A 22123-nucleotide genomic window follows, 5' to 3' on the forward strand; every position below is an offset into this window, starting at 1 on the left:
GAAGGCGAGGTGGACGCAGTCACTCGGTATCACCGAGGCCGAGTCTCGCCTCAGCGCTTGGTTGCGTCCGCGGCACGCTCGGCGTGCCAGGCCTCGATTCGCTGCCCGATCTTCTCTCCGGCTAACCCCAGCTGGCGAAGCTGGGTCGGCGTGAGTGCGTTGATGACCAGTTCGCGCACGAGGCGTATGTGGTCCGGAGCAGTCTCGACGATCTTTGCCAGACCGGCATTGGTGAGCACAGCTTGAGTTGCCCGGCCGTCACCGGGGCTGACCTGGCGGGTGATCCAGCCGCGACCCTCGAGGCGAGACACCACGTGTGAGAGTCGAGACAGCGAGGCGTTTGTCCCCGCGGCGAGTTCGGACATCTGAAGCGTGCGCTCATCGGACTCCGACAGCAGGGCCAGAACCGCGTACTCGAACTGGGTGACACCAGCCGTGCGCTGCAGGTTGCTATCGATGGCCGCAGGCAACTTCATGAAGAGCTGTACGACACCTCGCCACGCACGCTGCTCGTCCTCGTTCAGCCAGATCCCACTTTCGGCATGCGCATCCGTCCCGTTCATGCCCCAAAGGTTACCAGAAATAACTTGACGCGTAAACTTATCGCTTCTACAGTTTAGTTGTTGCTTCAAGTGAACTAGCTGAGAGGGCACACGTCATGTCCATTACCGCTCCACCCGTCGTCCCATCCGAGAGCACCGCGCGCAGCCGGTGGACGCTGATCGCGGTCTGCGCGGCGACCTTCATCCTGTTGGTCGACGTGACGATCGTGCAGGTCGCTCTGCCGACGATCCAGCAACACCTCAACGCCTCCTTCACCGACCTTCAGTGGGTGATCGACGCCTACGCCCTGACCCTCGCCACCCTCATCCTCACGTGGGGGTCGATCTCAGATCTCTTTGGGCGGAAACGGGTCTTCATCGCAGGGTTGGCCGTGTTCACGGTGTCCTCGCTGCTCTGCGGTCTCGCCCAGTCGATCAACATGCTCATCTGGTCACGGGCACTGCAAGGCGTAGGTGGCGCGGCAATGTTCGCCACGAGCCTTGCCCTCATCGCCCAGGACTTCCAAGGCGCGGCGCGCGGCAAGGCGATCGCGGCGTGGGGCGCCACCGTCGGGGGTGCAGCGGCGGTCGGACCGATCGTCGGTGGCGCACTCACCAGCGGCATCGGCTGGCGCTGGATCTTCATCGTCAACGTGCCGGTCGGCGTCGTCGCGATCTGGATCTCCTTGACGAAGATGCGCAATCAGACGGATCCCGGCGCGACCCGACTCGACGGCCTCGGCCTCATCACCTTCGCCGCGGCCATGTTCCTGCTCGAGTTCGGACTCATCCGCGGTAACGACCTCGGCTGGACCAGCGCGACGATTGTGGCGATGTTCGCCGGCTCGGCGACGGCGTTTGTTGCCTTCGTCCTCGTCGAGCTTTTCCAGACGCGCCCGATGTTCGACCTTTCACTCTTCCGCAAGCCGAGCTTCGGCGGGGTCTCGGTCGCCACTTTCGCCATCGGCGGTGGCATGTTCGCGCTCTTGCCGTACCTCACCCTGTATCTCCAGAACGACCTGGGCTACTCCCCGTTCCAAGGTGGCCTACGCCTGTTGCCGTTGACGGTGCTCGCCTTCCTCGTGCCGTTCCTCTTCCGCGGGCCAGCCCAGACGCTCCCACCTGGCCTCGTGCTCGGTACCGGCTTCGCCATCACCGCCAGCGGAATCGCCGCGATGCTCGCCGTCGGCCCCGACTCGAACTGGACGGTCCTCATCCCCGGTTTGGTGCTCTGCGGTATCGGCCTTGGCATTTCCAACCCCGCGATCGCCCGCGTCGGGCTCGGCGTCGTGCCACCCCAACGCAGCGGCATGGCCTCTGGCATCAGCAACACCTTCCGCATCGCAGGACTCGCGACCGGGGTAGCGGCGCTCGGCGCGGTCTTCCAGCAGCGGGTCACGACCTCGCTGTCTTCAACTGTCGGCCCGCACGCCGCCGAAGTCAGTCGCGTCGTCTCCTCGGCCGGCGTCACGGCGGCCGCTCACGGCCAGCCGAGGACCGCCGCCGCGGCCCATGTCGCCTTTGCTTCGGGCCTGCACACGATCTTCGTCATCGGGGCGATCGCCGTGGCAGCCGGCGCGCTCATCTCGATCGTCCTCGTGCGCACCAAGGACTTCGACCAGCCAACCTCGCCAGAGCCACCGGCCGAGCCCGAGCGACACCGATCCTGACAACCACGCCGCTCGTCACGCCCGAGGCCCGCTAAGCGGCTCCCGTCTGTTGCAGCACCAGCCTGGGCCTGGACACACGTCGACCGGGCAGGCTCTCGACCCGTTGGGTAAGAACAACCGGCAGAGGAAGAGGAGTCGTGCACCGTCAAGACAATGTTATGCAACCCCCTGAGAACAGAGGGTCCGACACCAAATGAGACACGAAGATCTCGGGCCCAGAAGTAATTCCCAGACGCCGGCACGTGGTGAAATGAGTCCACTGATGGATGACTTCGTAGACTCGCGCGAAAGCTCGGATCGTTCGTGATCGTCGTCCACTCCCGCGCTGAGCTGGCGGCCGTTCGTCGCGACTTGCCGGCGCCAGTTGGCCTCGTCCCGACGTTGGGAGCCCTGCACGCCGGGCATGCCTCGCTGATCGACGCGGCGCGACGGGCCCGCGGCGGATCGGGCTCGGTGCTCGTGACGATCTTCCTCAACCCGATGCAGTTCGGCGCGAATGAAGACCTGAGCACCTACCCGCGGATGCTTGACGCCGATCTCGCACTATGCGAAGCGCATGGCGCCGACCTTGTTTGGGTGCCCGCGGTCGAGGAGATATACCGCGGCGGGCCGTCGCAGACCTCGGTCGTCCCGGGGCCACTCGGCGCAGACCTTGAGGGTGCCGTGCGGCCAACCCACTTCGAGGGCGTCCTCACCGTTGTCGCCAAGTTCTTCGCGCTGATCCGTCCCGACGCCGCGTTCTTCGGCGAGAAGGACTACCAGCAGTTGACGCTCATCCGCCGGATGAACGTGGACCTCGAACTCGGCGTGGAGGTCGTCGGGGTGGAGACGGTGCGTGAGCCCGACGGGCTCGCCCTCTCCAGTCGCAACGTCTATCTCGGCTCCGACGACCGGCAGCGGGCCCTGGTGCTGTCCCGAGCGCTGCGCTCCGGGCAGGCCGCAGCGGCCAGTGGCCCAACGGCGGTGCTCGATGCCGCACGGGCGGTCTACACCGCGGAGCCGACCGTCACTGCGGACTACCTCGAACTGCGCGCCGTCGATCTCGCTCCGGCGCCCACGGCCGGGGCGGCCCGCCTGCTGACCGCGGCCTGGGTGGGCCCGACGCGGTTGATCGATAACCTCGCAATCGAACTCGGCGGCTCACGATGACGCTGCGGCCCGGGCCGCTGTTGGCGTCCGAAGGCGGCTGGCGGACCGAGACGGACGCGGTCGGTTCGGGAATCGGCGCCCTGACACCGCACTGCGCATCAGCCAGCAGTGGCGCTACGCGTCCTGCTCGTCACCCAGATGCTCTCCGCCACTCCACTCGCTGGGCCCACGGCAGGACTTGAGGCAGCACTGGGCGCCGGGGGACACCCCGGTCAGGACCCCGAAGAGGGACGCCTCTGGACCTCACCTCGCACCTCCTTCATCGTTGAATACTCAATTTCGCAAGCGGCTCCCCAGCGAGGACGCGCACGTTGTACCCCATGAGGGAAGAGGAATTCGATGCTTCGAGAATCGCTCTGCTGCGGGTGATCGGGACCTACGAGTTCATCCGCTCAGAAAGAGGAATCAGTCGAATCCGTTGAGGCCACCGGCGTTCGGCCCGGGTGGGCGCCGATGGCCAAGCGACCGTCCAGACCGCTCCCGGCCCGATGTGGCAGTCTGCCGTGCCGGCGATCCGCAACGATGCCCAGATAGGCGAGCAAACCAACCGGCAGTGGCAGCCAGAAGTTGAACAGCCGCCACATCAGCACGCCGAGCACCGCCACCGAGGACGCGACACCGAAGCCAGTGAGCAGCGGAACGAGCGACCCTTCGATTAGGCCCAGACCACCAGGTGAAATCGGAATCGTACCGGCCACCTGCGCAATGCAGAAGGCAATGGTGAGTTCAGAGAAGGCACAGGGCGCGCCGAAGGCACGCAGCGAAGCCCACAGCGAGAACAAGTCGAAGCCCCAGTTCGCCGCCGACCACACGCACACCCAGGCCGACAGTGCCCGACGTTCCATGAGTTCGGCCATCCGCGCGCACAGTCGCACGACAAATTCGCTTACCCGGTCAGGAGTCATCCGCGGTAACGACCCAAAGAAGCGCCCCGCAATACGGCCTGCGGCCGCACTGAAGCGGATCATCGCCCAGAGCGAACCGAGCAGCAGGACCAGCGTCAGGGCCCCCGCGGCTGAAACAGCCAGATAGGACCGCGATGCTGAGTGCCCTAGGGCGGCGAAGCCCAGCGCCACCCAGAGGATCACCTGCAGCATCACGCCGGACACGATGGACTGCAGCACCTTCGCAGAGCTAGCCGGCACCGCACCGACGCCCTCCTCGGCCAGCAGCCCATAACCCAGCGCGGTACCAGCGGCTGAACCGGCCGGCACTGAATGACTCAGCGCGATCGTGACCAGATCCAATCGGAAAACATGGAAGATTCTCGGGCGATTGGCTCCAGGAAGCAGGGCAAAGGTGACGAGGCTGAACCCGATCAGGGACGCGACCTCGGACAGACAGGCCAGGGCAATCCAGCTGGCCGAGCCAGAGCCCAATTCCCGCAGGGACTTGCCGGCCTCGTCGACCTTAGGCGCGAGGAAGACTCCCGATACTGCCAGCGCCGCGGCGACCACCGCCCAGCGCAGCGGATGGTGGGAATACAGCTTGTGCATCGGAGCAGTTTCGGGGACTGGCTCTGGGCGTCGACCACGATCGATCGATCGCTCGTCGCTCGATTCCCCTTTGCGCGATCCTCCCTCGTTCACACGGTCCTCCTGCACGGGGTTTTCAACGTCTGGGGCAGATGACCGTGTCTGCGCGAAGAGGAATCGCCCGGCAGGTAAGCAAAATGCTCGCAGCGCAGAATCGCAGCCCACGCAGTTGCGGGCGGCCAGGTTAACTGCTCCTGGACCCACCGGCGGCCGGCCTCGCCGAAGGCATGCACCCGACTGCTGGGCGTGAGTACCCCAACCAGGCTCCACGCACCCCACTGCGGAAGCTGGGCATGGATCAACAACCCGGTCTTGCCGGGGCGCACCGCATTATCACTGCGGTCGGATCGAACGACCATGACCGGTAGACCGGATGCGGACGACTCCAGAACGCACAATCCCAGCCGCTCGGCCTGCGGGCCCCCCCGGCAGCCTCTGCTGGCGAGGACGAATACCGTTCCACAGTCGCAACAAACCGGCAAATCTTCCCGCGGCGGTGGCCGCGTGACCGCGACCCCGCCAGTAGGTTGCCTATCCGCGAGTGCCTGCAAGGGCTTCAACATCGTCGCAGCGCCCACGATCAACAGCCGGCGGCAGGGAATCATCCGCGCACCTCCCGCCAGGACTGGCTGAGCACGCCATAGCCCTTGCGCCGGACGAGCCGAGCCACTCTCACGACCACGGATCGTCACCGACGCCAAGCCGCTCGCGCAGCCCAGCGCCGACGCCGACGCCGACGCCGGGATTAAATCTCTCGATGCCACCGGCAGCCGCACCAACTCCGTGCGCCGGCCGAGCACCCGGATGCAGCCGCTCGTGGGTGGTCTCGCTCAGGTAGGTGACGGTGTCGACCGCCCCGGCCATCCGTCCCACGGCAATCCGAGTCGGCCAGGCGCGCAGCCACCCCAGCTCCTTGCCATGCGTGGAAGCGACAACTTGATCCTGCACGGTGCGGCGCAACATCGGCGGCTGCAGCCCGAACGGCGGTATGGCGGTGATCCAGCCGACGTCGGCCCGGTGCCGCTCGGGGATGCGCCGTAGATCCCGAAACAGCAGGTAGCCGTGTCGGCGGATGACCGGGAACGGCAACGTCACATCGAACTCGCCCGCTCCAGGCCACGCCAGCGCGATCCCCATCACCGGCTCGGTCGGCATCCGCGCTCAGCCAGCACCCTAATGACAGGGTGCAGCGGCGTGCGCATGAGTCTGGTCCTAATCCAAGGAGCCATCCGCGTCCACGCGGCCTTACGTCGGTTTTCGACCAGCACGGCAACGGCAACCAATATGGCGCCACCAACGGCATCGAGTAGGTAGTGATTGCCGGTGGCCATAATGACCCACACGGTGATGCTCAGCTGAACCGCGGCCAGCACGACCGCCCGTCGCGAGCGCCAGACCCGGACCGCCACCAGCAGGACCCAGATCCCCCATGCGGTGTGCAGGCTGGGCATCGCGGCATGCTGATCGGCCGCAGCCGACACCTTGGCGTTACCCCAGGAGAACGGTGGCCGGTGCTGGGTCACGATGTCCAGGTAACCTGCGCCGGGAAGCAAGCGGGGCGGTGTGACTGGATACAGCGCGAAGCATAGAAACGCGATCATCGTCGTCCAGGCCAGCACATTACGCGCCCACGGATAGTCATGGCCGGGGCGCCACCACGCCAAGCCCAGCACGCCGAAGGTGGAAACCACATAGACAAGGGCGTATTCCCAAGAGGCCAGAATGCCCAATAGGTCGCTGTGCAACAGGCCGCTTTGCAGCCAGCGCTCAATGTCGATGTGTAGCCATTGCTCGATACGCAACAGGTCGTGGCCGTTTCGACGACCGGTCACCGGATCGTTGGACACGTTGTGGACCAACAGGAGGTAAAGCGTCCACAGTGCCAGTGCGCAGAGCAGCTGAAGCACCCCGTTCACGACTCGGTGCGCGAGTCGCCGAAACCGCGTTACCTCCTTCAGGCGAGCGCGATTCTCCTTCTGCTGGAAGGGGCCGTCCGTGAGTAAGGAGTCCGGATTGGCTCCGGCCGGAAGAGTCCGGTCCAGCGTCGATACTTGGGCACTCGGACGGTCCTCGCCCAAACTCCTCGACTCATCTTCGGAGCAATCGCCACCAGGCCTCGCGATTACCGTCATCAGGCCTCCCAGTGCTGGTTGTGACGCGCAGCTCTGGGTCGCCTGCGCATCGGTCGAGCACCGGCGGACAGGTCCACATGGTGAAGCCCAGCGGTTCGATTGCCCTGGTACCCGGTTCGATCCGAGGAATCAGTTTCGCGATCGCGCGATCGCGGAGCTCCCGCGCGGCGAGGGTAATCACGCTTGGCTGTCGCGGCGCACCACGGCGCATCGCGAGCGAGCCGGGAATCGCCGAGCTCACGACTGACCTCCCCGGTCCCGAAGCTACGCTGTACCGCCTCGCCCGGGCCGCAGCCAAACCCATCCGCGCATTCGATGGCAACCGCGCCCGCACGGTTGTCCCCCGCCGCCTCGCCGTCGCCCTTGGACTCAAAGCCGTTGTGCCATCGGTCTACGAACCGCTTGGCCGCCGATTCGGCTGAGAACGAGTCAGCGCGGCCCACACGAATCAACCCTGCTCGCGGAGGGCGCGGATTTGTTGCTTCAACGAACCCATGGTGGCCAGAACCGCAGTGGGCTCGTAACCGCAGTGGGCCATGCAGTTGTTGCAACGAGGGTCCTTGCCCCGGCCGTATTTCTCCCATTCAGTCGTGGCGATCAACTCGGCGTACGTTTCGGCATAGCCGTCGGCCATCAGGTAGCAGGGCCGCTGCCAACCGAGTAGCGAATACGACGGGATACCCCAGGCCGTGCACTCGTAGTCGACCTTGCCCTCGAGAAAGTCGAGGAAGAGCGGTGAGTGGTTGAGACGCCATTTCTTGCGGTTTCCGTTCGCGAAAGCCTTGGCGAACAGCTCACGCGTCTCCTGGACTCCCAGGAAATGGTCCTGATCGGGCGCCTTTTCGTACGCATAGGCGGGCGAGATCATCATGTCGTCTACCTCGACTTCGTCGTTGAGGAAGTTGAGGACGTCGATGATCGTTTGCGGCGTGTCGGTATTGAAGAACGTGGAGTTGGTGGTCACTCGGAAGCCACGCTCCTTCAGGAAGCGGATCGCCGCGACAGCTTCGGCGAACACACCCTCTTTGTCGACCGCCTTGTCGTGGCGATCCTGCAGACCGTCCACGTGGATCACGAACGCGAAGTAGCGCGACGGCTTGAAATCAAAGCGATCGAACCGCTTGCGTAGCAATTCGGCGTTCGTGCAGAGGTAGACGTACTTCTTACGCTTCACGAGCTGGTTCACGAGCTTGTCGATCTCGTTGTGCATCAACGGCTCGCCGCCGGCGATCGAGACCATCGGCGCGCCGCATTCCTCGATGGCGCCCAACGCCCGCTCGACCGGCATCCGCTGCCGCAGCAGGTCGACCGGATGCTGAATCTTGCCGCAGCCAGGACAGCTGAGATTGCAGGCGAAGAGCGGTTCGAGCTCGACGATCAGCGGAAATTTCTTGTTTCGCTTGATCTTGTTCGCCGCGACATAGCTGGCTACCCGAAGACCTTGCCTGAGTGGAATTGCCATCAGCTGTCTACTTCCTTGGGGAGGGTGAATGTGACTTCTTCGCGGGCGACATCGATCGTGCTCACATCGGCCTGACCGAGGGCGCCGAGGGTCTTGATCACCTCATCGACGAGGTGTGGGGGCGCGGAGGCTCCGGCGGTCACGCCAACAGTCGCGGCACCGCGAATCCAACCGGGACGGATGGACTCGACATCTTCCACGAGGTGGGCTTGGGCACCGGAGTGCACCGCGACTTCGACCAACCGCCTGGAGTTGGAGGAGTTGTGCGAGCCGACCACGAGAACCACGTCGGCGTCGGCGGCGATGGCACGTACTGCGTTCTGCCTGTTGGTGGTGGCGAAGCAGATGTCATCGGTCGGCGGGGCGGAGATAGCAGGAAAACGCTGTCGAAGGGTAGCCGCGACGCGCTCGGCCTCGCCGACAGCAAGCGTTGTCTGCGTGACGTAGGCGAGGTGGTCGGGATCGGGTACTTCAATCGTGCTGGCGTCCTGGCTGTTCTCCACCAGCAGGACGCGGCCGGGTCCTTCGCCGAGCGTCCCCTCGGTTTCGTCGTGACCGTCGTGCCCGATCAGCAACACGGTGTCGCCATGGGCGAGGAACCGCCGAGTTTCGGTATGGACCTTCGCGACCAGCGGGCAGGTTGCGTCGATGACCCGCATCTGCCGCTTGGCCGCTTCGTCGCGCACGGCGGGCGCAACACCGTGAGCAGACAGAATCACCGTCGCGGCGTCCGGGATTTCTTCCAGCTCCTCGACGAAGACTGCGCCTTTGCGTTCCAGACTCGCGACGACGTGGGCGTTGTGCACGATCTGGCGGCGCACATAAATCGGTGCTGGGTAGCGCGCCAGCGCTCGCTCGACGATGTCGATGGCGCGCTCAACCCCCGCACAGAAGGACCGCGGCGCCGCCAACAGCACCTGTCGGTCACTGACCGAGGCGCTCCAGCCCTCGAGGGCCGGCCCGAGCTGGCTCAGGATCCGCAATGCCCGAGTTCCTGATGCGAGGGTGGCCATCCGCACCAGCGGCTCGTCGGGGGTGTCCACCACCACCCGGACGACCGCCAACGGAGCGCCCGGGAATTCGGCCAGAACGGCCCGCACCACCGGCCCGGACTCCATATCGACCGCGATCGCCCCGGACGCCGCGATCTCGGCGCGCCGGGACCCGTGCACCACCTTGGTGCTGCTGAAGATAGGCCCGCGTCGGACCGTGAACCCCATTGCCCTGAGCTCAGCAACGAGTGGCGCTGCGGCCGGAAGCTCGACGGTGCCCTGATCGTCGCGGATCTCACTGGCGACGACGATGTCACCGGGCCGCAGCGTATCGCCGACCGCCCCACCGACACCGGCCAACGCCACCGCCGTGATCTGGGAGTTGGGCGCCTGAGAGTTCGCGGACTCAACCGACCAGCTGCGAAGGTTGGCCTTCAGCTTCGTGGCGCGGATGCCTGCGTGCACTACGGCCGCGTCTTCTCCAAGGCCGCGCTTGAGCGCCAGCGCCTCGATCCGCAGTGCGGCGACGACGACGAGACCCGGTGTCATTGGTTCTCCCCTCGTCTGCGGCATCCACGCCTGCCGGCTGGTCTTCGATCTGCTGGGCACCCGCCGTTGCCAGCTCGTGCAACATCGGGTGTCGGTCCGGCTATCTGATCTGCCTCACGGTGCTCATCTCCCCGTCCAATCTGTTCGCGTAGCGGCCCAGCGCGGATAACGGAAAAACGTGCCGGTACATCTCGTAATTGATGTAAAAGAAGCCTGGAAAACCCGTGCCGGTATAACGGGTTTCGAGCCATCCGCCATCCGCCTGCTGAGAATCCAGCAGAAATTGCACACCGCGTTCGACCGAGGCGGAGGTGTCCGCGGCGGCCAACAGCGCTAGCAGCGCCCATGCGGTCTGCGAAGCGGTCGATTCGCCGCGTCCGCTCCAGGACCCGTCGACGTAGGACCGCAGGTCTTCGCCCCAGCCACCGTCGTCGTTCTGGTGAGCGTGCAGCCATTCGACGGCGCGCTCGATTTCCATGGCGTAGGTAGGCACACCGGCCGCTATCAGGGCCGGCACGACCGCGCCGGTGCCATAGACATAGTTCGCACCCCACCGGCCGTACCAGGAACCGTCCGGCTCCTGAGCGGCGAGCAGCCACCGCACGCCGCGTCCGGTAGCGGGGGCGTCGAGGTAGCCCCGAGCGCAGAGCATCTCGACCGCGTGCGCCGTGACATCTGCCGACGGCGGATCGCTCAGGTTGCCGAAATCGCTGAACGGCAGATCTGCGGCCAACGTAGCGGTGTTGTCAGCGTCGAAGGCCCCCCAACCGCCGTCTGAAGACTGCATACCGATGAGCCAGTCGACCCCGAGTTGGATGGCACCTTCGACACCGTCTGAGCCCTCCGCGCTGGCTGAACCGCCGATGACCCGATCCAGAGCGAGTACGACCTCAGCCGTGTCATCCACGTCCGGGTAGATGTCGTTCGCGAACTCGAACGACCAACCGCCAGGGGCCAGCTCAGGTCGGCGCACCGACCAGTCCCCCGGCACCCGAACCTGCTCGTCGAGCAGCCACTGGGCAGCTTTCTGCACGGCGGGGTGCTTCGTCGGAAGTCCGGCGTCCAACAGCGCGATCACGGTCAGGCAGGTGTCCCACACCGGTGACTGGCAGGCTTCCAAGCGGCGAACCGGGCCGTCCGGTGTCTGTTCGCGCACGAGAAAGCCCTCAAGGCCTTCGATCGCCGCCCGAAGAACCGGGTGATCAAGCGGATAGCCCATCAGCCGGAGCGCCAGGATCGAATACACCCAGGGTGGCTGAATGCCGCCCCATCCACCGTCAGATTCCTGGCGAGCCACGATCCACTCGGTGCACGCCCGCAGGGCCGAGTTGCGGCCTGGTTTGATGGCCAGACGTTCGTAGCGGTGCAGCAGCCGATCAAGGTGTTGAAAACCACGCGCGATCGTCCAGGCTCGACGCGGGCGCAGCTCCGCAGGAACCAGATTGGTCCGCAGCTCGGAAACGCTGAACCCGAGTTCGGCTACCGGACGTTGCGACGAAACCACGGCCAGCGCCACGATCGTCTGCCGAGCCCAGCAACCCCAGTCATAGACATTCAGTGGCGCCCACTTCGGAATCCGGATCATTTCCGGCGGGATGACCGGCAGCTCATCCCAGGACCACTCACCGAACAGTGCCAACCAAATTCGCGTGAAGACCCGGCTGCTCTCGATGCCGCCGAGCTCGAGGATCAGCTCCCGCGCCACGCTCAGATGCGGGGCGTCAAGGGAATCGCCGGCCAACCGGAGCGCGACGTAAGCCTCGATCGTCGTGGACAGATCGATCGGGCCGCCCTCAAACGTCGACCAGCCCCCATCGACATTTTGTTGTGACCGGATCCAGCGGGCGCCGGCGTCCAGATCGGCCGGATGCAAGATGCCCAGAAAGGCACGAAGCAGCAGATCCTCCGCATCCATGGTCACGTTGGTGCGCAACTCGCCCCGCCAGAATCCCGCCTCGTCCTGACGCGAAAGCAAATAATCAGCCGCAGCCTCCGCGGCACGCCGTACAGCCGGACCATCGTGGGTGCAATAACCGGGCTCCCGGCCCTTCACCAGGGGCCCACACATCAGAACCATCCTTCTCGTTTGCTTAGCTAGCTATCTGGTCCCAGCACGCATTGCACTAACGCCTCCGAAGCGCCGAGGCATCGATAGCTCAGCGGTTCCAGATGCGATATCGCCAGGCGCCGCTTTGCCTGCGAACTCGTCCAGATCACGCCGCCGGCCTCGTGAACAAAACCGGCAATCAGCTCGATGTTGTCCTCGCTCGTCGGGGGACCCTCGGCCAACTTGGCGGCGAGCCGATCCCAGACATCGGTACCGTCGGCCTCGATCGTGTCGAGCGCCGCCTCGATGGCCATCTCGCTGTCGATCAGGTCGCGACCGTGTGGTCGGTTCTGCGTGATGACGCAAACCGCTTTGCGGCGTTCGAACAGCAGCGAGCTGGTCATATGGGTGCCCAAGAACGGTTCGTCGCGGCGATCAGCTCCGAGATTTCTGTTTCGTCGAATCCGAGCCGAGCCATCACGGTTCGGGTGTGTTGGCCCTGCGTGGCGGGAGGAACCGCGGTCGCGGCAGGGTTACGGGTGAGCCGGATAGGGGAGGCGATGCCCCGGTAGCCGTCACGTTCAACAACTGTCTGGCGGTGTTCGACCTGTGGCGTAGTTAACGCCTGAGCAACGTCGTGAACGGGGGCCGCGGCCACTCCGCGCTTGACCAGCTCCTGGCTGAGCAGTTCCGGGTCGCGATCGATGAACAGCTCGCTGAGGATGGCGCGCAGCTGTGCGACGTTGGCCAGTCTGGCTTCGTTGCTGGCGAACCGTTCGTCCCAGATCAACATCGGTTGTCCGAGGACACCAACGAGCGCTTCGAACTGACGGTTGTTGGCCGCGCTGACGAAAAGCAACCCCCCTCGGGTCGTGAACGTTTCGTAGGGCGCGATCGAAGGATGAGCGGCGCCGGTGCGGACGGGCAGCACGCCGTTGTTTAGCCACCCTCCAGAGTGTGGATGCAGCAGTGTGATCGCCGTGTCGAGCAGCGTGGAGTCAATGAGCTGCCCGCGTCCCGATGTGTGCCTTTCGTTCAGGGCAAGCAGGATCGCCGAGAATGCGAAGATGCCGGTGACCATGTCCACCACCGGTACGCCGATGCGCATCGGATCGCGGTCGGGCTCGCCGTTGACGCTCATCAGGCCGCCGTAGGCTTGGAGTGCGGCGTCGTAGCCGGGCAGGCCGCCGAGGGGGCCGTCAACGCCGAACCCGGTGATTCGGCAGTAGATCAGCCGCGGGAACTTCGGTGCGAGGTCGCCCTCGTAGTCGAATCCCCAGCGGGCCATAGTCCCGAGCTTGAAGTTCTCGACGACCACGTCGGCGTCCTCGAGCAGCCGTTCCAGGACGCGCCTCCCCGCCGGCTGGCTTAGGTCGAGACAGATGTTCTGCTTGTTCCGGTTGATCGCCTGGTAATAGGCGCTACGGCCGTCGGGCATATACGGCCCCCAGGTACGCGTGTCATCACCCGCCGGCGGCTCGACCTTGATCACCTCGGCGCCGTGGTCGCCGAGCAGTTGGCCGCAGTACGGGCCGGCAAGCACTCGAGACAGATCGACTACGCGCAGCCCGACCAGTGCTCCGGCGGGTAGCCTCTCATCGTGGGCGAGTCCGCCGAAGGTCATCGGATGACCGCTTCGCTGGCGTACTCGGTGCGCAGCGCGGACTTGAGGATCTTGCCCGAGTCGTTGGTGGGGAGGGCGTCGTCACGGAAGATCCACCGGGCCGGCATCTCGAAGTGCGCCAGCCGGTGCGCCGCGAACGCCGCCAGCTCTTCCCCGGAGACGTGTGCGCCGCGGGAGAGGCGCACGACCGCAGCGACCAGTTCGCCCAGGTCGTCGTGGGCGAGCCCGATCACCGTCACCTCGGCTACGGCCGGGTGTTCGCGCAGCACCGCCTCGATGCGGGCCGGCGCGATGTTCTCGCCGCCGCGGATGATCATGTCCTTCGATCTGCCGGTGATGTAGAGGTAGCGTTCCTCGTCCACGTGCCCGATGTCGCCGGTCCGGATCCATCCTTCGGCATCGATGGTGGTGTCGCCGATGAGGCCCCAGTAGCCGTCCATCGCGGCGGGCGAGCGGACGAAGATCTCGCCGTTGCCGTCCTCGTCGGCGTGGCGGATCTGCACCTCTACCACGGGGGCCAGTCGACCGGACGACCCGGCGTGCTTGCGCAGTTCGCCTCCGACGCCTGTGCTCACCACTCCGCCCGCTTCAGTCAGCCCGTACGTCTGACCGACTCCGCGGCTTGTGCTCGGGAACGCCGCGGCGATACGCGAGAGCAGCCCGTCGTCGACCGGCGCCCCGCCGAGCACCACCGTGCGGAGGGAGGTGACGTCCCGCGTAGCGAGGTCGGGATGAGCGAGGAGTCGCTCCATCATCGTCGGTACGCCCGAGAACATGGTCACCCCCCGCCCCTCGACCAGCGAAAGCACTTCGCCGCCATCGAAGCGTCCTTCGAGGAACACGATTTGGCTGCCGGTCATCAGGGGCACCATGATCAGCTGGATGGCGCCGATGTGGAAGAGTGGCAGGCCGACCAACGCCACACTGGCTCGAATGTCGTCGGGAATCTGGTGAGGCAACTTGTTGGCTACGATCAGCAACGACTGCAGATTCGCGATCAGCGCGCGGTGTGAGAGTGTCGCCCCCTTCGGGAAGTTCGTTGTGCCCGCAGTGAACAAGATGACCGCCGGGTCGTCCTCGCTGTGCTGCTCGGGGTGCAGTACAGCGTCTGCCTTGGAGTGCTCGTCAGTGTCGTCGGGTTCGGTGAGCGCTGCGAATCCGATCCGGCGGATCGAGTGAGGTACGCGGGACGATCTCTTGTCGTCAGCGATGATGACGCTGGGCTGGGCGACCTCGCATGCGTGCTCCATTTCCTCGGCCGACCACCAGCCGTTGCACGGCACGGCGATCGCTCCGGCTTCGAGGATGCCGAAGAACGTGGCCACCCATTCGGGGCTGTTGGCGGCATAGATTCCAACTCGATCTCCTCGTCCGATGGCCTCGCATCGAAGCCGCGCAGCGACCCGGCGCACGATCTGTTCGTGATCAGCGAAGGTCACCACCCGATCGCCGTGGAAAATGAACGGCCGCTGGCCCCATCGGCGTGACTGGATGAGCACAGCGCCGACCGAGTCGGGGTGCTCCTCGTAGACCAGCGAGGAATGGCCGTGGATGACGCCGCGGGTAACGGCGTCACCCCATCGGGTGGTGGACATCGTCCTCCTCGTACGAATATGTGTACAGCAATACATATATACGTTAGGAGGCATCCCGGTCGCTGTCAATCGACTCGGCTCCGCAACGCACTTGACAGACGACGAAACCCGTCCTTATGGTGTTCGAGATAACGAAAATTCATCCATATATACGTACACAGATGGAGCGTAGATGCCCACGGACCTGCAGAACAGCGAGCGCGAGTTCGCATCCATCAGCTCGGCTCAGGTCGATCAGCTGCGTGCGATGATCGGCAAGCCCATTCGCAGCGACCGCCCGCATGTCACCGAGCTGACGTCGGACGCGATCCGGCATTACGCCTTCGGGATCGGGGACCGCAATCCGCTGTGGACCGATCCGGTGTATGCCGCGGAGCGCGGCATCCAGCAACTGGCGCCGCCGAGTGCTCTGCTCGCGATGGACAAGGTGTTTAGCGGATACGTCACCGGCCTGCCCGGAATCCACGCGATGTACGCCGGAGCAACCTTCGAGTTCGAGCGCCCGCTTCGGATTGGCGACCGCCTCACCGGTGCGGCGACGCTCGAGGACCTGATCGAGCGTCCGAGTAGGTTCGCCGGCCGCTCGTGGCAGCAAATCTATCGAGTGCCGTTCGTCGATCAGGATGACAAACTGGTCTGCCTCGGTCACTCATACTGTTTCCGTATCGAGCGCGATAGCGCGCGGCAGGCAGGCAAGTACGAGCCTATCCGCGTCGAGTGGACCCCTGAGCAGATCGCCGAGATCGCTCAACGTTATCTCGATGAAGACGCCCGTCGCCGCGGCGCCGAGACTCGCTATATCGAGGATGTCAGCGTCGGCGAGAAGCTGCCAAGAATCACCAAGGGCCCCTACACGGCCACCACCGCCATTGCCTACCTGTTGGGTTGGGGGGGACTCTACGTCCGCGCCCACGGCGACGCCTTCGATCTGTTCGAACGTCACCCAGCATTGGGGATCCCGAACGAGTGGGGCGTCCCGGAGCCGCCAGAACGAGTCCACTGGGACCCGGATCTGGCTCGCCGGGTCGGCGTGCCAGGTGCTTATGACTACGGCCCCGAGCGGGTGTCTTGGTTGAGTCACATCGTCACCGACTGGATGGGCGACGACGGGTTCCTGAAGTTCCTCGACGTACAGGTGCGCCGGCACAACGTGCTTGGCGAGCTTGTCACCGTCGACGCGGAGATCACTGGTGTCGACACGACGACGGGAATCGCTGACGTCAAGATCGACGCACTCAACCAAGATGGACGCGAATCCGCTCGCGGTATCGCGAAGGTGAAGCTACCCAACCGCTCCGGAACGGCGAGCTGAGGGCGCCGGGATTGTCAACCGGAGGACGTGACCTTCGTGTCGGATAACCTCCTTACCTCGGCTATCGATTCGCGCCCGGCCAGCGATGAAACCACCCTTGAAGCGGGTCGCGGAGCTGCGCGAGAAGCTCGCTTAATCCTGCCTCGGCGGGCGGTGAACGTCCGCGTGAGCCACGCTGCTCGCCCCGGGTTTGTCGTCGTCAGAAGGTCGGCCGTAGCGCCGGCCGATCTGGTGAGCAGAGTTTGTCGCCGACGTAGCGGCGCAGCGACACCCATCGGCGCTCGACCTCCTCGGCCACTACGGCGTCGTTGATAGAGCCCCGCCGCGCAGCGATTCCGCACTCAGGTCAGCACACGCTGCGACTCTGTGTCGACGCCGAGGCGCTGCTGGAGCTGATGCCATGTGCGGCGATCGCGTGTTCGCCGCCGAGGCGGCGAGGACCGGCCCGCCGGGGCCACGTTGGGATTGTTCGCGGCGTGCGGGCGGGAAAGCCGCACGGCTGCGGGGGCACATACGATGGGACATCGGACGCGTGGTCAGGTGACGTGGTGCCCGAACCATCCCCATAGGGTATCGGGATCGAGACGGCATCGATGCGCTATTGGCCGGGACGGGCGTACGGGCTGGAACGCACGAGCTTGGTCAATTTAGTGGCGAGCACGGACACCTTTTGAGCGATGTGCGGAAGTTCATCGGTCATCCGATACACAGGGCCGACGACACTGATGGCCGCCAGAGTCGAGCCGTCCGGGGCATGAATCGCCGCGGCGGCGGCGGTGACGCCCTTGACCGTCTCTTCACGGTTGTAGGCGATGCCCTCGCGCCGGATTCGCTCGAGTTCCTTCGTCACCCGGGGGCGGTTCAGTTTGGCGTGGACGCGAAAGAACGCGTCGAGCGACCGGTGGTCCATATCGGCCAGGAACAGCTTGCCGATGCTGGTTGGGTATATCGGCCGACGTTCCCCGATCTTTGCCGTGTAATGGATCGACTGGTTGCTCTCGGCCTGGAAGATATAAACGATCGAGTCGCCGGTGTGGACGCCGAGCAGCGCCGTCTCGCCCACCTCGCGACTGAGTTGGATCACCGCGTCACTGGCGAGGTCGACCAGCCACGACGTCTGATGCGGGGCCAGTAGCGCTTGCAGGCCCCGGCCGATGACGTACCGACCTTCTCGTTCCTCGAGGTAGCCCACCCAGGTGAGGCCCTTGAGCAGGCTGTGAATCGATGAGCGTGGTGCATCGAGCATCGTGGCGGCGTCGATGAGCCGCACTCCCGCAGGGTTGGCGGCCGCAGCCTCCAGGATGCGAGCTATCCGCTCTACACCTCGATGTCCTCCGGCCTGTTCGTCGGCCGAGGACTCATGCTCAGGTAGGGCATCCATGCGACGAGGTTACTTGGACGAGAGGCAGACGTAGCGCACTGAGGTTCGCTCCTGCCCTTGACGGTTCCGGAACCGAACTTTAATGTACTGGTATACGTGTCCAAGTTCAGTAATACGAACACGATACAGCGTCTCGAGGATTGGAAGACGCTGTCTAGCTGCGGCCGCTTCACCCTGCCAGAACGACTTTCTTAACTAGTGCCAGCAGTTTGCTGAACGAACAGAGAAGGGAGAGCGTCATGATCAATGTGGTGGAGGCATCAGAAGCGGTCGCCGGCCTACTCACCGACGGGATGACGATCGCGGTAGGCGGCTTCGGGCTGTGCGGCGTCCCGGTCGATCTCATCGAGGCTGTGCGCGATTCGAATGTGCGCGACCTCGTGATTGTCTCTAACAACATGGGCGTCGACGGCAAGGGGCTCGGGCTTTTGTTGGAGAATCGCCAAGTGCGCAAGGTCATTGCGTCTTACGTCGGTGAAAACAAGCTGTTCGCCCGCCAGTACCTTGATGGCGATCTCGAGGTCGAGTTCAACCCACAGGGAACCTTGGCCGAGCGACTGCGCGCCGGCGGCGCCGGCATCGCCGCGTTCTACACCCGAACCGGCGTTGGCACCGAGGTCGCTATGGGCAAGCCGACCGCCGATTTCGACGGCGACACCTACGTCCTTGAAAGGGGCATCGTCGCTGACCTGGCGCTCGTGCGCGCGCACCGAGGCGACGCGTACGGCAATCTGACCTACCGCTACTCCGCACGCAACTTCAATCCCGTCGTGGCCACGGTCGGACGGGTAACTGTGGCCGAGATCGAGGATCGCGCGAACGAGCCCATCGAGCCCGATCTCGTGGCCACCCAGGGCATCTACGTGGATCGGCTGGTCGTGGCACGCGCCCGGGAGAAGGACATCGAGCAGCGCACCGTCCGCGAACGGCCGTCGGTCGTGACGCGATGACCTGGTCCCGTACCGATATGGCAGCGATCGCGGCCGGTGAGCTGCGCGATGGCGACTACGTCAACCTCGGCATCGGCATACCGACGCTGGTTGCCAACTACATTCCCGATGGCGTGCGGGTGACGCTGCACAGCGAGAATGGCCTGCTAGGCATGGGGCCGTTTCCCTATTCGGGCGAAGAGGACGCCGACCTCATCAACGCGGGCAAGCAGACGGTGACGGTCAACCCCGGTGGCAGTTTCTTCGACTCTGCGCAGTCGTTCGCGATGATTCGCGGCGGTCATATCGACATCGCGATTCTCGGCGCGCTTCAGGTCTCAGCGACTGGCGACTTGGCGAACTGGGCGATGCCGGGCAGCCTGGTCAAGGGCATGGGAGGGGCCATGGACCTTGTCGCCGGCACCCGGCGGGTGGTCGTGCTGAGCGACCACATCGCGAAGGACGGCACGCCAAAAATCCTTACAACGTGCACGCTCCCGCTGACCGGAATCGCCGTCGTCGACCGCATCATCACTGATCGGGCGATGCTCGACGTTACTCAGGATGGATTGCGTCTAGTGCGGATGGCACCAGACGTGACAGTCGAGGAACTACGCGCCTGTACCGGAGCGCCCTTCATCGTGAACACGGACGTATCGGCATGACCTCCGAGCGTCAGCGCGTAGAACAGCGCGGATTGTGGTTCGAGCAGCTCGACCCCGACGTCGTCTATGACCACCGGCCCGGACGGACGATGACCGAGTACGACAACGTGCTGTTCAGCTCGCTGTCTATGAACCCGCAGGCACTGCATGTCGACGCCGCCTATAGTGCCGCTCAACCGTTCGGTCAGCAGCTCGTCAACAGCATGTTCACGCTTGCCACGCTGGTCGGGCTGTCGGTTGCCCACGTGACCCGGGGGACGATCGTGGCGAACCTTGGTTTCAGCGGCGTCCGCTTCCCTCACCCCATGTTCCACGGCGACACGCTCTACGGCGAGACCGTCGTCCTCGACAAGCGACTGTCGTCGTCACGCCCCGATGCCGGCATCGTCACGTTCGAGCACACCGGGCGAAACCAGGAGGGCACGGTCGTGGCGATCGCTACGCGGCAGGTGATGATGCTGCGTGACCCCGATCGGAGTGTTACCGGTGATTGACGGGACCGCGTGGCTGTTCTGTCCCGCCGACCGGCCGGAACGTTTTGCCAAGGCCGCAGACCGCGCTGACGTCGTGATCCTGGACTTGGAAGACGGCGTGGCGTCCGCTGATCGTGCCAGTGCTCGGCGGGCGCTCGTGCAGGTCGGCTTGGATCCGACGCGCACTGTCATTCGGATTAACCCGTCCGGCACCGCCGACCACGAAGCGGACCTTGCCGCTCTGGCGCGCACGGAGTTCCAGACGGTCATGCTGGCCAAGACCGAGAGCGCTGCGCAGGTCGCTGCGCTCGATCCGCTCACCGTTGTCGCCCTATGTGAGACCCCAGCCGGTGTTTTGGCGGCGCCTGAGATCGCTGCGATTGCCAATGTAACGGCGCTGATGTGGGGCGCTGAGGACTTAATAGCGGCGATCGGGGGCCACTCGAGCCGGGACGCTACCGGTGGCTATCGCGACGTCGCGCTACATGCCCGCGCATTGGTCCTCCTTGCCGCCGCAGCCGCGAAGACCGCAGCCATCGACGCGGTATACCTCGATATCGCGGATCTGGACGGTTTGGCGGCTGAAGCCGCCGATTCTGTCGCCAGCGGTTTTGCAGCCAAGGCGTGCATCCACCCCACCCAGGTCGCCGTCGTCCGAGACGCGTACCGCCCCGCAGCCGATCTCGTGGATTGGGCGCGCCGGGTGCTGTCGGCCGCCGAGACCGCACCGGGCGTGTTCACCTTCGATGGCCTGATGGTCGACGAGCCAGTACTTCGGCAGGCGCGGGCAATCATCTCTCGCTCCTCGTGACGCCAGTAGCACCTGCGCTTCCTTCCCTGCGGCTTGCCATCACATCAGCGAACTTGGGCACGTCATGGTCGAACGGGAAATTCGCCCGGTTTCCATCGACCATGTGAGTACGACAGTCCTGCGACGACGTGATGGACGGCGGGGTACAGCGCAGGCGTCCTCGGACCGGCGGGACGATGTTCAGCGAAGGCAGGCTGCCCTGGCCAGCAGCGCCATGCCGACGGCCGCGTTCTCCTTCCTCGTCCATGACGAGCCTCGGTGGGATCACCACCCCGGTACGACAGCTATCCAACGAATCGGTGGAGCAGAACTCGCTGCGTTTCCCCAGTAGCCGGCGGCAACTTCAGCGACATGCAGGACGGTTACAAGCCGGATAGGTTCAATACGAGAGCTTGGATTTGAGCTTGCTCGATTCTGGAATCGGTAGCGGCCCGCAGGCCTTTGCTTGATAACTACCGAGGTCGCGTCGCAGGATGGTCGCGGCGTCGTGGCTTGAACTGTGGCAGGCCAAGGGGCCCGCTGGCCGTAGGCCTTAGGTAGCTGCCAGATGTCGAGCACGTCCTTGCCGCCAGAACGGTCGACGTAGCTTTCGCTTAGAGTGCGGCGGGATTTCCGGCTCGACATGACGCGCGCCCGTGGCTGGTCTGCCTCCATAACTACGGACCAGATGCGCCTGAGGCCGCGGATTCAAGAGGCCCGGCGACTCGAACTGCACCCCATCGCCGCGGTCATCCTTCGCTCGCCGCTCAGTCGTTACCGCAACCGCGACGCACCCAGCGAAGGTCGCGCTAGCGCCGCGGTCCGTTACCTCTCAAGCATTGCGAACGGCGCTGTCAGTACGTCGGGTGCGAGCGCGCGCGCTGGTTGGGAGCTAACCTCGAGGATCCTGTTTTGTGAATCGACATGTACAACGCGCGGACGAAACGCTTGAGCCTCGGCGTCCGTCATCGTTTGGTATGCAATGACGATGACCATGTCGCCGACTCCAACAAGATGCGCCGCGGCGCCGTTGATCCCGATGACACCGCTGCCCGGCTCGCCTTCGATGATGTAGGTCTCCAGGCGCGCACCGTTCGTCACGTCGACCACCGACACCTGCTCGCCGACCAGCAAGTCCGCCGCGGCGAGCAACTCCGCGTCGATGGTGATTGACCCGACGTAGTGCAGATCCGCGTGTGTAACGGTTGCCCGATGGATCTTCGCACTGAGCATCGTGCGCTGCAATTCCTTCTCCTTGTTCGCGCGGTCAGTCCCC

At 64.9% G+C, this 22123-nt stretch carries 22 protein-coding genes; 9 read left to right on the plus strand and 13 right to left on the minus strand.

Annotated features, from left to right (window positions below):
• Positions 1-50: 50 nt before the first annotated feature.
• Positions 51-563: a MarR family winged helix-turn-helix transcriptional regulator gene (locus ACSMXN_RS20325; protein ID WP_455407625.1), complete on the minus strand. Its 513-nt coding sequence runs from the start codon at positions 561-563 to the stop codon at positions 51-53.
• Between the two features lie 95 nt (positions 564-658).
• Here ACSMXN_RS20325 and ACSMXN_RS20330 point away from each other — a divergent pair, with 95 nt between their 5' ends.
• Together ACSMXN_RS20330 and panC are read left to right on the plus strand one after the other, a co-directional pair.
• A complete protein-coding gene (locus tag ACSMXN_RS20330) occupies positions 659-2212 on the plus strand; it encodes an MFS transporter (RefSeq protein ID WP_455407626.1) in 1554 nt (517 codons plus the stop codon).
• A 303-nt stretch (positions 2213-2515) separates the two neighbouring features.
• Positions 2516-3361: a pantoate--beta-alanine ligase gene (gene panC / locus ACSMXN_RS20335; RefSeq protein ID WP_022916092.1), complete on the plus strand. Its 846-nt coding sequence runs from the start codon at positions 2516-2518 to the stop codon at positions 3359-3361.
• 392 nt (positions 3362-3753) lie between these two features.
• Here panC and ACSMXN_RS20340 read toward each other — a convergent pair whose 3' ends face one another.
• The 4 genes from ACSMXN_RS20340 to ACSMXN_RS20355 all read right to left on the minus strand — a co-directional run bounded on the left by ACSMXN_RS20340 (position 3754) and on the right by ACSMXN_RS20355 (position 7028).
• Positions 3754-4857 carry a lysylphosphatidylglycerol synthase transmembrane domain-containing protein gene (locus tag ACSMXN_RS20340; protein ID WP_155958622.1) on the minus strand — a complete coding sequence of 368 codons (1104 nt, stop codon included), beginning with the start codon at positions 4855-4857 and terminating at the stop codon, positions 3754-3756.
• 89 nt (positions 4858-4946) lie between these two features.
• Positions 4947-5501 carry a glycosyltransferase gene (locus ACSMXN_RS20345; RefSeq protein ID WP_081649421.1) on the minus strand — a complete coding sequence of 185 codons (555 nt, stop codon included), beginning with the start codon at positions 5499-5501 and terminating at the stop codon, positions 4947-4949.
• A gap of 67 nt (positions 5502-5568) precedes the next feature.
• Positions 5569-6051, minus strand: coding sequence for a hypothetical protein (locus tag ACSMXN_RS20350; protein WP_022916089.1), 483 nt, complete (start codon positions 6049-6051; stop codon positions 5569-5571).
• Positions 6033-7028, minus strand: a complete 996-nt coding sequence (locus ACSMXN_RS20355; RefSeq protein WP_081649420.1) for a phosphatase PAP2 family protein — start codon at positions 7026-7028, stop codon at positions 6033-6035. Before ACSMXN_RS20355 ends, ACSMXN_RS20350 begins: the two co-directional genes overlap by 19 nt.
• A 77-nt stretch (positions 7029-7105) precedes the next feature.
• Between ACSMXN_RS20355 and ACSMXN_RS20360 the strand changes: the two genes are divergently transcribed.
• Positions 7106-7450 carry a hypothetical protein gene (locus ACSMXN_RS20360; protein WP_022916087.1) on the plus strand — a complete coding sequence of 115 codons (345 nt, stop codon included), beginning with the start codon at positions 7106-7108 and terminating at the stop codon, positions 7448-7450.
• Positions 7451-7476: 26 nt separating this feature from the next.
• On the opposite strand, the gene hpnH is transcribed toward ACSMXN_RS20360, so the two are convergent.
• From hpnH to ACSMXN_RS20390, 6 genes are all read right to left on the minus strand, one after another.
• Positions 7477-8490 carry an adenosyl-hopene transferase HpnH gene (gene hpnH, locus ACSMXN_RS20365; protein ID WP_455407622.1) on the minus strand — a complete coding sequence of 338 codons (1014 nt, stop codon included), beginning with the start codon at positions 8488-8490 and terminating at the stop codon, positions 7477-7479.
• Positions 8490-10031, minus strand: a complete 1542-nt coding sequence (gene ispH, locus ACSMXN_RS20370) for a 4-hydroxy-3-methylbut-2-enyl diphosphate reductase (protein ID WP_455407627.1) — start codon at positions 10029-10031, stop codon at positions 8490-8492. The genes hpnH and ispH overlap by 1 nt, the downstream gene beginning before the upstream one ends.
• 100 nt (positions 10032-10131) lie before the next feature.
• Entirely contained in the window at positions 10132-12099 is a 1968-nt protein-coding gene (shc, locus tag ACSMXN_RS20375; RefSeq protein WP_455407628.1) for a squalene--hopene cyclase, read from the minus strand.
• Between the two features lie 26 nt (positions 12100-12125).
• Positions 12126-12482, minus strand: coding sequence for a hypothetical protein (locus ACSMXN_RS20380; RefSeq protein ID WP_022915711.1), 357 nt, complete (start codon positions 12480-12482; stop codon positions 12126-12128).
• A complete protein-coding gene (locus ACSMXN_RS20385; protein ID WP_022915712.1) occupies positions 12479-13702 on the minus strand; it encodes a CaiB/BaiF CoA transferase family protein in 1224 nt (407 codons plus the stop codon). The genes ACSMXN_RS20380 and ACSMXN_RS20385 overlap by 4 nt, the downstream gene beginning before the upstream one ends.
• Positions 13699-15297, minus strand: a complete 1599-nt coding sequence (locus tag ACSMXN_RS20390) for a class I adenylate-forming enzyme family protein (RefSeq protein WP_027140033.1) — start codon at positions 15295-15297, stop codon at positions 13699-13701. Before ACSMXN_RS20390 ends, ACSMXN_RS20385 begins: the two co-directional genes overlap by 4 nt.
• A gap of 172 nt (positions 15298-15469) precedes the next feature.
• Between ACSMXN_RS20390 and ACSMXN_RS20395 the strand changes: the two genes are divergently transcribed.
• Complete coding sequence (locus ACSMXN_RS20395; RefSeq protein ID WP_022915714.1) at positions 15470-16609, plus strand: FAS1-like dehydratase domain-containing protein; 1140 nt, start codon at positions 15470-15472, stop codon at positions 16607-16609.
• A gap of 598 nt (positions 16610-17207) precedes the next feature.
• Here the strand turns inward: ACSMXN_RS20395 and ACSMXN_RS20400 are convergent.
• Positions 17208-17990 carry an IclR family transcriptional regulator gene (locus ACSMXN_RS20400; RefSeq protein ID WP_022915716.1) on the minus strand — a complete coding sequence of 261 codons (783 nt, stop codon included), beginning with the start codon at positions 17988-17990 and terminating at the stop codon, positions 17208-17210.
• A gap of 239 nt (positions 17991-18229) precedes the next feature.
• On the opposite strand from ACSMXN_RS20400, the gene ACSMXN_RS20405 reads away from it, so the two are divergent.
• From ACSMXN_RS20405 to ACSMXN_RS20425, 5 genes are all read left to right on the plus strand, one after another.
• Positions 18230-18940: a CoA transferase subunit A gene (locus tag ACSMXN_RS20405; RefSeq protein WP_022915717.1), complete on the plus strand. Its 711-nt coding sequence runs from the start codon at positions 18230-18232 to the stop codon at positions 18938-18940.
• On the plus strand, positions 18937-19584 hold the full coding sequence (locus ACSMXN_RS20410; RefSeq protein ID WP_022915718.1) for a CoA transferase subunit B: 648 nt from the start codon (positions 18937-18939) through the stop codon (positions 19582-19584). The genes ACSMXN_RS20405 and ACSMXN_RS20410 overlap by 4 nt, the downstream gene beginning before the upstream one ends.
• Positions 19581-20078: a MaoC family dehydratase gene (locus ACSMXN_RS20415; RefSeq protein WP_022915719.1), complete on the plus strand. Its 498-nt coding sequence runs from the start codon at positions 19581-19583 to the stop codon at positions 20076-20078. Before ACSMXN_RS20410 ends, ACSMXN_RS20415 begins: the two co-directional genes overlap by 4 nt.
• Positions 20062-20868 (plus strand): HpcH/HpaI aldolase/citrate lyase family protein, encoded by an 807-nt coding sequence (locus tag ACSMXN_RS20420; protein ID WP_035944907.1) that lies wholly within the window; start codon positions 20062-20064, stop codon positions 20866-20868. Before ACSMXN_RS20415 ends, ACSMXN_RS20420 begins: the two co-directional genes overlap by 17 nt.
• A gap of 103 nt (positions 20869-20971) precedes the next feature.
• The gene (locus ACSMXN_RS20425) at positions 20972-21199 is read left to right on the plus strand and encodes a hypothetical protein (protein WP_155958575.1); all 228 of its coding nucleotides are present in this window, start codon (positions 20972-20974) and stop codon (positions 21197-21199) included.
• Positions 21200-21672: 473 nt separating this feature from the next.
• Here ACSMXN_RS20425 and panD read toward each other — a convergent pair whose 3' ends face one another.
• A complete protein-coding gene (panD, locus tag ACSMXN_RS20430) occupies positions 21673-22092 on the minus strand; it encodes an aspartate 1-decarboxylase (RefSeq protein WP_027140036.1) in 420 nt (139 codons plus the stop codon).
• Positions 22093-22123: the final 31 nt, after the last annotated feature.

The organism is Parajatrophihabitans canadensis (assembly GCF_053764775.1).